This is a genomic window from Streptomyces bugieae (assembly GCF_036352915.1).
GTDB classification, from domain to species: Bacteria; Actinomycetota; Actinomycetes; order Streptomycetales; family Streptomycetaceae; genus Streptomyces; species Streptomyces endophytica.
On record NZ_JAZBJP010000088.1, the window covers coordinates 1 to 717 of the forward strand.

The window sequence follows — 717 nt, forward strand, 5'->3', positions numbered from 1 at the left end:
CCGTACATACGACCTGGAATTGGCGGCCCGTGGCGGCGGAGGGGGCGGTGTCGTGACCGGTGATGTGGCCGTTCTCGGGGCCGGGATGCATCCGTGGGGCAAGTGGGGGCGCGGATTCACCGCGTACGGGCGGGTCGCCGCGCGCGCCGCCCTCGCCGACGCGGGGATCGGCTGGCCCGAGGTGGGGTCGGTGGTCGGCGCGCAGACGGTCCGGGGCGGCTATCCGGGGTATGTGGCCGGGGCGACGTTCGCGCGGGCGCTGGGGTGGCAGGGGGCGCGGGTGACCTCCGTGTACGCCGCGTGCGCGTCGGGGGCCCAGGCGATCGATACCGCGCGGGCCCAGATCCTGGCGGGGATGGCGGACGTGGTGCTGGTGGTGGGGGCCGACGCGGCGCCCAAGGGGTTCTTCGCCCCGGCGGGCGGGGAGCGGCCGGATGATCCGGACTGGCTGCGCTTCCGGGTGCTCGGGGCGACGAACCCGGCGTACTTCGGGCTGTACGCGCGCCGCCGGATGGCCCTGTACGGGGATACGCCCGAGGACTTCGCGCTGGTCAAGGTAAAGAACGCGGCGGCGGGCGCGCTCAACACGTACGCCCGGTACCGGAAGCCGGTGACGGCCGAGGAGGTCGCCGCCTCCGCGATGGTCGCCGATCCGCTGCGGCTGCTGGACATCTGCGCCACCTCCGACGGGGCGGCGGCGCTGGTGCTGTGCGGCAT

At 75.0% G+C, this 717-nt stretch carries 1 protein-coding gene; it reads left to right on the top strand.

The window, feature by feature from the left end:
- Window positions 1-52: 52 nt before the first annotated feature.
- The coding region (locus tag V2J85_RS40300; protein ID WP_330824351.1) for a thiolase family protein at window positions 53-717 on the top strand (665 nt) is incomplete at its 3' end.